6 protein-coding genes are annotated in these 7,845 nt (G+C 69.6%); 2 read left to right on the top strand and 4 right to left on the bottom strand.

Annotated elements, in window-relative coordinates; translation table 11 throughout:
- Together ABFS34_08245 and ABFS34_08240 are read left to right on the top strand one after the other, a co-directional pair.
- A partial coding sequence (locus ABFS34_08245; protein MEN8375423.1) for a hypothetical protein occupies positions 1 to 516 on the top strand: 516 nt, incomplete at its 5' end.
- A gap of 19 nt (positions 517 to 535) precedes the next feature.
- Positions 536 to 1,627: a zinc-binding dehydrogenase gene (locus ABFS34_08240; protein MEN8375422.1), complete on the top strand. Its 1,092-nt coding sequence runs from the start codon at positions 536 to 538 to the stop codon at positions 1,625 to 1,627.
- Here ABFS34_08240 and ABFS34_08235 read toward each other — a convergent pair.
- The 4 genes from ABFS34_08235 to ABFS34_08220 all read right to left on the bottom strand — a co-directional run bounded on the left by ABFS34_08235 (position 1,614) and on the right by ABFS34_08220 (position 7,803).
- Positions 1,614 to 2,279, bottom strand: a complete 666-nt coding sequence (locus tag ABFS34_08235; protein MEN8375421.1) for a helix-turn-helix domain-containing protein — start codon at positions 2,277 to 2,279, stop codon at positions 1,614 to 1,616. The genes ABFS34_08240 and ABFS34_08235 overlap by 14 nt on opposite strands.
- A gap of 100 nt (positions 2,280 to 2,379) precedes the next feature.
- The gene (locus ABFS34_08230; GenBank protein MEN8375420.1) at positions 2,380 to 3,270 is read right to left on the bottom strand and encodes a hypothetical protein; all 891 of its coding nucleotides are present in this window, start codon (positions 3,268 to 3,270) and stop codon (positions 2,380 to 2,382) included.
- A gap of 61 nt (positions 3,271 to 3,331) precedes the next feature.
- Positions 3,332 to 4,585: a hypothetical protein gene (locus ABFS34_08225; protein MEN8375419.1), complete on the bottom strand. Its 1,254-nt coding sequence runs from the start codon at positions 4,583 to 4,585 to the stop codon at positions 3,332 to 3,334.
- Complete coding sequence (locus tag ABFS34_08220; protein ID MEN8375418.1) at positions 4,582 to 7,803, bottom strand: outer membrane lipoprotein-sorting protein; 3,222 nt, start codon at positions 7,801 to 7,803, stop codon at positions 4,582 to 4,584. Before ABFS34_08220 ends, ABFS34_08225 begins: the two co-directional genes overlap by 4 nt.
- Positions 7,804 to 7,845 lie beyond the last annotated feature (42 nt).

Below are 7,845 nucleotides of genomic sequence, written 5' to 3'. Positions count from 1 at the left end.
TGGGGTCACACCTTCACCCCGACGCCGGACGGCAAGTACGCCGTGGGCGAGGTCGAGTATCAGTACGCGCCGCTGCGCATCTTCGACCTGCAGCCGGGTCAGAACGGCGAGACCAAGGTCATCAGCGAGTCGGTGGGGGCCTGGACGGCGGACTGGAAGAACCTCAGCCACAACCACGAGGTGCGCTGGCCGCTGGTGTTCGTGAGCGCCTACGAGGACGGACTGCACGTGTTCGACATGTCGGACCCGACAAACCCCACCACCGTGGCGTACTTCGACACCTACACCGGCCCCCCCGGCCTGGGCGGCTGCATGGACCGGAAGTGCAACGGGGCCTTCGGGGTCGACGTGCGCAACGCCGACGGGCTGATCGTCATCAGCGACTCCGCGACCGGTTTCTGGGCGTTTCGCATGGACGGCTTCGACGGGTGGAACGGCGCCGACCACGGGGTGCCGAATATCTCCAGCGTGCAGGACTGGGAGAACGGCCCCGCGCCGAAGGAGGCGACCGACTGAGTCGGCCCCGAGGCGCGCCGTGACGATCCGCGCTGCGGTCATGCCGGGTCCGGAAGCCCCGATCGAGCTTCGGGATCTGCCGGACCCGGTTCTGCGGCCGGGCTCCGTGCTGCTCGAAACCCTCGCCAGCGAGGTGTGCGGCACGGACGTGCATCTCTGGCACGGCCGCCTGGCCGGGGTGCCCTACCCCATCGTCCCAGGCCACGTGAGCGTAGGGCGCGTCGCCGAGACCCGCGGCGTGGACGCGGACGCGCTCGGACGCCCGCTCGCGGTCGGCGACGTGGTCACGTTCTACGACGTGCACGAGGTGTGCGGCGACTGCTACCACTGCCTCGTCGCCGCGCAACCCAACCGCTGCCCCAGCCGGCGCGTCTACGGCATCACCTACTCCGCCGACGACGGCCCCCTCGGCGGCTGGGCCGAAGCGATCCACCTGCTGCCCGGCGTGCGCGTGCTGGGATTACCTGACGGCCTGGAAGCCGACGACGTGATCGGGGGCGGCTGCGGACTGTTCACCGGGTTCGCCGCCGTGGACCGCGCCGACATCGCGCTCGGCGACACGGTGCTCGTTCAGGGCGCCGGGCCCGTGGGGCTGTCGGCGGCGGCGTTCGCCGCGCTGCGAGGCGCCGCCCGCGTGCTTGTCATCGGCGCCCCCGAGTCGCGGCTGGATCTCGCGCGCCGGCTCGGCGCGGACACCGCGTGGGATGTCACGGCCACGTCCGCGGACGAGCGCGCCGCTGCGGTGGCGGAAGCGACCGCTGGCAGGGGCCCCGACGTGGTGATCGAGGCGACCGGCAATCCCGCGGCGGTCCCGGAGGGGTTGACCCTGGTGCGCGACGGCGGGACCTACGTGATCGCCGGGCACTACACCGACGCGGGCGAAGTGGCGCTCAACCCCCACACCATGGTGAACCGCAAGCACGCCCGCGTGCTCGGGCAGTGGGGCACCGATTTCCGGCACGTCGTGCGCGCCCTGGCGTTGCTAGGCAAGCACCGCTCTCGGCTGCCGTTTCGGGATGTCATCGGCAACCGCTACGGACTGGCGGAAGCGCAGGCGGCGCTCGAGGATGTGGCCGCGCTGCGCGTGACGAAGGCGGTCATCGTCCCCTAGCGGACTCGGTGCCGTCGTCCTCTATGCGAAAGCGGCACCGTGGGCGCCCCTCCGTGTCGCATTCCCGCACCGCCGGGAGCCCGGCCAGTTGCTCGACCATGGCGTGCGCGAGCAAGCACGCCCGTGGGTCGGCAGCGACCACTTCCATCAGAGGGCAGGCGTACCCCGCCAGCCTCCAGCCGGACTCGGTCTCCTGCACGTCCAGGTCGGCCCCCAGCGCGCGTAGCCCTTGCGCCGCGGCGTCGACGCCGGCGCGCGCGCCGTTGGTCCGGGGCGACACGGCTCCGGCTTCCAGCAGCGCCCGCCCCGCCCGCTCACCCGCGCCCCGCAGCAGCTCGAGCACGCGCTCGCGTCCGTCGCTGTCCTCGACCTCCCGCAGCACGAGCGAGAGCGCGGCCGCGTAGGCCTTCGGATACAGCGACTCGGCCGCGTCGGTAAGCCGGTACTCCGCCGCGGCCCGGCCGCCCGTCCCGCGCCGCTCCCCCACCCTCTCCACCATGCCGTCGCGTTCGAGGGCGGCCATGTGCATGCGCACGGCGTTGTCCGTCACGCCCACGGTCTCGGCCAGTTCTCCAACCGTCTGCGCGGAGCGCCGCAGCAACCCCAGCAGACGGGCGCGCGTCGAGCCTGTGATGCGCTCGATTACCCCCATCGGTACCCTCTCGATTGTTGTGCGGGGCTCGTCGTAGTATAGTCCGAAGTGCCTGCTATGTCTATTTTTGTCACAAAATCATTGTTAAAGTATCAAAGACTCAGGGAAGCGTGTGGATCTCCACCCGGTCGTGCTGGAGTAGCGGGATGATGACCCTGCGCCGAGCCGCGTCCCACGCGATGTCGGCCGCTGACTCCACGCCTCCGACGACGGTATCGGCCTCGAGGGCACCTGGCGCCATGCGCAGAACCGCGGCCGCTTCCCAGTTGGACACCAGATAGGAGCCATCGGGTAGCAGGGCGACGCCGTCGGTGCGGGGAGTCGTCGGACCCGCTTGCGGCTCGACCGTTCCGGTGCGCGGATCCAGACTGTTGGTGGCGGCGCCGAAGAAGCCGACGACCAGCAGGCGGCCGTCCGGAAGCGCGGCGATCCCGTTGGGGCCCGCCAGCGCCTCGTCCGAAGTGATGAGCTCCGCCCCCTCGGCGCTCAATCGTTGGACGGTGCCGCCCAGGGTATCGGTCACGTACAGTGAGCCGTCCTCGCCGACTGCGGCGTCGTTCAGGAACTCGGCGCCCGGCACCGGCCAGGCGCCGAGGGGGGCGCCGCTCACCCGGTCGAAGAGCCTGACCACGTCGATGTCGGTCACGAACAGGGTGTCACCCGCCAGCGCCATGCCCTTCGGAGCGTGCAGCTCCACGCCGGCCGCCGCGCCGTCGATCCAGCGCAGGGATTCCAGCTCGCCGGAGGGCTCGATCCGGCTGATGAAGCCGTTGTCGTCATGGCCCGCCGGCTCGCCGTCGATGTTGCTGATCAGGTAGACATCCGCGGCGGCGTCGTGCAGCGCGCCCTCGGGTCCGCGAAAGCCGTCCACGACGAGCGGTCCCGCGATGACCGCGGGCGAATCTTGCTCCTGCCCCCCACCCGCCGGCGCCGCTTCCACGCAACCGAGCGGGGCCATCACTCCGAGCAATACCACGGTCTTCGCGTTCACGGCTTCCCCCGCGCACGGTTCGTCAGAGCCTGCGGAACGGGGCAAGGTATGCGCTCGGCCTTCAGTAGTACCAACTCAGGCGGAGCTGCAGGTGGTCGTCCCGGCGGACCGAGTGGAGAGGGTCGCTCGAGTGGGTCCAGGAGAACGTGCGCGCCTCCAGCTCTGCCAGCCAGTCCTCGCCCAGGCGCCTGCTGGCTTCCACGAAGGTGGCCGTGGCGCCCGTGCTCAGATCCACCACCGCGCCGCCGAGAAGCTCGCTGGACTGCACGTCGTTCAACGCCAGTCGGCCGCCGATGAAGAGGTCGTCGTCGAACGGCGTGGGCGTCAGCGCGAGCTGTCCCACGACCGCGTCGGGCCTCGAATCGAAGTGGTACTCGGCGAGCACGCCCAGGTCGGCGCCGGACCCGCGCAGATCGGCGAACGTGTACTCGAACCCGCCCACGGCGGCCCAGGCGCGTGGCCCCTGCCCGCTGCGGGTGAGCGCTTCGAGCTTGAAGAGCCAGTCGCCGAGCGTGGCCTGCGCGTCCACGGCGGTCTGATCGATGGTTTCGTACACGGGCGCGAGCGCCGGCGCTTCGGCGCCGTCCACCAGCGCGAAGCGGGGCTCCCTGGCGGTTCCGTGGAAGTGAGACACGCCCAGGTCGATCGGACCCAGCACGTGGAACCAGCGCGCCGCGAAATCGAGCTGGCGCTCCACGTTCGCCCGCTCCTCCAGGACCGGTAGCGCGGTCCGCAGACGCCCGTCTGCCCCCGGGAAAGTCCGCTCCCGAAAGATCGGCAGGAGGAAGAAATCGAACGTTCCGAATGCGCTGAGCCGGGTCACCCCGATGAGCGGCTGGCCCAGCTTCTCCTCGCCGTCGACCGCTTCGACCAGATCGGTCTGGTTGACGATGTCGACGAGGTGCTGCGACTCGGTCACTCCCCAGAACACGCGCCCCACCCCGGCCCGCACCTCCCAGTCACCGGCGAACCACTCCCACAGCGCCTCGCGCACGTCCAGGTGGGTGCGCGCGCCGTCCTCCGTGTCGGCGCGCGCGAACGCGGTGACGCGCAGCAGGTGGTCGCCCCACCCGAACTGCACCTCGGGTTCGATGGCGAACGAGGCCGAGGCCCGGCCCGACTGGCCGGGGGTGAGCGGCGCGTGCGGGAACAGCCTCGTCTCCATTTCGGCGCGGGCCTGGAACATCTGCTGCGCGCCGGCTGCAGCCGGGAGGCCTCCGCCCAGGAGCGCCCCGGCGAGGGCCGCGGGGCCGAGCAGGGTGCCCAGCCAGCGCCACCTACCGACGGCCCCGCGCCGAGCGCGCCGGGTGGTCACCGCGCGCTCCGCAGCCGCGTGGCGGTAAACGCCCGCTCGTCCACGCCCGTGTGCACGGCCCAGCCCGCGAAGCGCAGCTCGGTGCTCTTCCCGTTCTGGTGGTTCACCATGACCATTGCGTCGGGCCGCCAATAGTCGTCTGCGTACGACGCGTACCCGTCGTACGTGAGCGTCTTGAGCTTGGCGTCCTTGCGGTCGTAGTACTCCACCCGTTGCGCGCGGTACTCGGTCGTGTCCCACCATACGACCTGACGCGTGTAGCCGGAGTTGTCGTAGAGCGGGTAGCGCTCCACGACCGCGCAGGTCAGGTCCCCGCACGGTTCCGTGCGGAGCCAGCGGTACTCGTACTTGTCCACCTCCTGCGACACGAGATCCTCGTAGGCGAACTCGCTGCCGACGAAAGGCCCGGACTTGTTCGCGCTCGAGATGCGCTTGACGCGCTTCAGCGCCGGCAGGTAGAGCCATTGGTCGTCGGCCTCGAGGATCCTGGTGTGCGACAGCAGCGCCGTGCCGCGGATGTCCCTGGGTGCGTCGAACACCATCACGCTCTTGTCGCCGCGCCCGGACTCGGATGTCTCCAGGGACTGTCGCCTGAGCTCCCGGATGCTCTCGTCTCCGTTGCGGTTACGCAGGATCATGCGCAGCTCGGCGGCGTCATCGCGCCAGCCCGCGTCCTGCCGGTCCGCCTCCTCGGCGACCTGCCGGCCGCGCTGTTCGGGAGTCTGCGCCGTGGCCGGCGCGAACAGGGCGGAAGCCGCCGCCAGCGCCACCAGGACGCTCGATGCCTTGATCATTGGTCGTCTCCATTGTGCGTGCGTGCGCGCTTCCTCGATGTGGCCGACCTCCTGTCCCGTCGACTTCACAGGCCGACGGTCCAAGGCGATCAGCAGCGCGGGAAGCAGCAGGAAGTCCACCGCCAGCGCGGCGACTATCGTCAGGGAGGTGAGCAGGCCCATGTACGCCGTGACCCGGAACGTGCTCAGGCCCAGCATGGCGAAGCCGGCCGTCACGATGAGCGTCGTGCCCACGATCGCGGCGCCGACGCTGCGGAACGCGTACCGGACCGCGTCCTCCGCGCTCATGCTCGCGCGCACGCGGTTGTACTTGGTCAGGAAGTGGACGGTGTCGTCCACGATGATGCCCATGGCCAGGCCGGTCACGACGGATACGGCGAAGCCCACCTCGCCCACCAGCCACGCCCAGGCGCCGAACGCCACCGCAGCGGGCAGGACATTGGGGATCAGGCTTATTAGGCCCATGCGCACGCTGCGCAGGGCGAACGTCAGTATGAGCGCGATCAGCGCGAAGCCGATGGTCGTGCCCAGGATCATGGACGCGATGTTGCGTTGCGTGATCTTCGAGAACATCACCGACGGCCCCGTGCCGATCGCCGCACCCATGGCCGGCGTACCGTTCTCGTCCAACCACGCCTCGGCGGCGGCGACCTCCGCGTTCATCTGAGCCACGTCCACATCCTCGTAGGTCGCGTCCACCCGCAGCGAGCTCTTGTCGATATCGATCTGGTCGTTCAGGTCCAGCCCGTACGGCAGCGACATCTCGTAGAGCAGGAGGTACTGCGCCGCGAGGTCATGATCCTCGGGTAGCCGGTACTCGTCCGGGTCGTCGGCGTGAAGGTTCTTGTTGAGCCGCTTCATCACGTGCGTGAAGCTGTTGACGTGCTTGATGTGCGGCCGACCCTCCAGCCAGTCGGTGAACCCGGACACGGCGGCTAGATACTCCGGATCGCTCACGCCCTGGGGCTCGCCGGCTGGCAGCGAGTATGTGACTCCGTAGAGTCCGGTCAGGTGCTCCAGCGTGAAGTCCGTCGCCTGCCGGAAGGCCAGGTCCTCCGAAAAGTACTCGAAGTACTGGTCGTTGATGCGCATGCGCGCGATCGACAGGCCCACGGCGACGGTCGCGATGGTGGTCAGGGCGAGGATCGCCCGGTGGCGCCTGACGACGAAGCCGGAGTAGCCCTCCAGGGCGCGCGCGAGTCGCCCGCTGCCGCCGGCACGAGCGCGCACCGGCAGCACCGCGAGCAGCGCGGGCAGCACGGTCATCGAGTAAACCCAGGCGACCATCACGCCGAAGGCGGTGAGGTTGCCCAGTAGACGAAACGGCGGCGAGTCGCTGAAGTTGAGGCTGAGGAAGCCGATCGCGGTCGTGACGCTCGTCAGGAACACCGGCAGCGCGTTCTGGACCAGCGCCTCGCGGATGGCCTCGTTCCTCGAAGCGCCGCCCCGCAGCGCCTGGAAGAACGTCACCAGAATGTGGATCGAATCCGCCACCGCCAGGGTCAGGATGATGGTCGGCGCGGACGCGCTGGTGGGATCCAACTGGACCCCCATGTAGCCTGCGATGCCCACGGCCGTGGCCGCGGAAGCTCCGACCACGACCAGCGTGGCCGCCGTCCCGGAGAACGAGCGCAGGAAGGCGATCATCGCGAGGACGAGCGCGGCGAACATGAGGGGCATGACCGTAGGCATGTCCCGTTGCGGCGACTCGGCGAAGGTCCAATTCAGCATGGCGATTCCCGTCACGTGCAGCTCGATGTCCGGGTAGCGCTCCTGGTACTCCGCCTCCAGCTCCCGGACCTTGGCCACGGTCGCCGGCAGCTCATCGCTCGACTCGCCCGGCAGCGCGATGCGCACGTTCACTCCCGTGGTGCCTCCGTCCTCGGCCATCAAACGGCCGACGATCAGAGGTTCGGAAAGGGAGACATCTCGGACCCGGCGCACCGCCTCGGGCGTGATCGGCCCGGCGGGGAGCAGGTCCTCCACGATGAGCTCGTCGCCGTCGGCCCACGTGTGCTGGAAGTTGGTGATCCCGTCCACCCGGGTTGAGTGCGGGATCTGCCAGGCGTCCTCCGTCAGTGACCGCGCGGCCTCCAGCACGCGCGGCTGGAAGACGTCTCCGCTGCGAGGCTTGAGGACAAACAGCACGTTGTCGTTCTTGGTGTAGACGTTCTCGACCTCCTCCCACGCGACCAGGTCCGGGTTGTCCTTGGTGAAGAACACGCGGTAGTTGGTCGCGAGGCTGAGGTGGCGCGCGCCGGCGGCGGCGGCCAGCACCAGCGCGGCCGCGATCGCCAGCACCGGCCAGCGGCGCCGTATTACCCAGTCTGCGTAGCGCGCCACCCGCGAGGGGGCCGTGCCGTCATCCTTTCGATCGGGCGCCGCGCCGTCCGCGCCCGCACCGTTCAAGTCCGAATCCGCCATCTTCATTCTCCTTGTCATACCTACTAGTCGGTATGTTCAGTG

It is taken from the genome of Gemmatimonadota bacterium (genome assembly GCA_039715185.1).
Classification (GTDB): Bacteria; Gemmatimonadota; Gemmatimonadetes; order Longimicrobiales; family RSA9; genus DATHRK01.
Note: the sequence above shows the minus strand (reverse complement) of the source record. Positions and strands in the feature narration are given on the sequence as shown.

Coding starts and splice junctions, on each gene's coding strand:
- ABFS34_08220 (MEN8375418.1), bottom strand. CDS start 7,803: ATGGCGGATTCGGACTTGAACGGTGCGGGCGCGGACGGCGCGGCGCCC.
- ABFS34_08235 (MEN8375421.1), bottom strand. CDS start 2,279: ATGGGGGTAATCGAGCGCATCACAGGCTCGACGCGCGCCCGTCTGCTG.